The sequence below is a fragment of the Achromobacter agilis genome (assembly GCF_900496965.1).
GTDB lineage: Bacteria > Pseudomonadota > Gammaproteobacteria > Burkholderiales > Burkholderiaceae_B > Achromobacter > Achromobacter agilis.
This window is the reverse complement of the sequence record NZ_UFQB01000060.1, coordinates 1-869: the sequence shown is the minus strand read 5'-3', so window position 1 is coordinate 869 and position 869 is coordinate 1. Positions and strand designations below refer to the sequence as shown.

At 66.7% G+C, this 869-nt stretch carries 1 protein-coding gene; it reads right to left on the bottom strand.

Annotated elements, in window-relative coordinates; all coding sequences use genetic code 11:
* Positions 1 to 869: malic enzyme-like NAD(P)-binding protein (locus tag AGI3411_RS30020; RefSeq protein ID WP_279638366.1), on the bottom strand; the 869-nt coding region annotated here is incomplete at both ends.

The window sequence follows — 869 nt, the reverse complement described above, 5'->3', positions numbered from 1 at the left end:
CCGCCTTCCATCGCCGCCTTGGCCACCGCCGGCGCGATGCGCACGATCAGGCGCGGGTCGAACGGCTTGGGAATCAGGTATTCGGGGCCGAAGGAAATGTCGTACGTGCCATAAGCGGCCGCCACGACCTCGTTCTGCTCTTCCTCGGCCAGCTCCGCAATGGCGTAGACCGCCGCCTTTTCCATCTCGCGGGTGATCGTCGTGGCGCCCACGTCCAGCGCGCCGCGGAAAATGTACGGGAAGCACAGCACGTTGTTGACCTGGTTCGGGTAGTCCGAACGGCCCGTGGCCATCACCACGTCGTCGCGCACCCCGTGCGCCACTTCCGGCAGAATCTCGGGCGTCGGGTTGGCCAGCGCCAGGATCAGCGGGCGCGGGCCCATCGACGCCACCATCTCCGGCTTGAGCACGCCGCCGGCCGACAGCCCCAGGAACACGTCGGCGTCCTGGATCACCTCGGCCAGCTTGCGCGCCTCCGTCTTCTGCGCAAAGCGCGCCTTGTCCGGATCCATCAGCACCGTGCGGCCTTCGTAGACCACCCCTTCGATGTCGGTGACCCAGACATTCTCCAGCGGCAGCCCCAGGTCCACCATCAGGTCCAGGCAGGCCAGCGCGGCCGCGCCGGCGCCGGAAGTCACCACCTTGACCTTCTTGATGTCCTTGCCCACCACCTTCAGGCCGTTGATGAAGGCGGCCGACACCGTGATCGCCGTGCCGTGCTGGTCGTCGTGGAAGACGGGAATCTTCATCCGGTCGCGCAGCTTGCGCTCGACGATGAAGCACTCCGGCGCCTTGATGTCTTCGAGGTTGATGCCGCCGAAGGTGGCCTCCAGCCCCGCGATGATCTCGACCAGCTTGTCCGGGTCGGT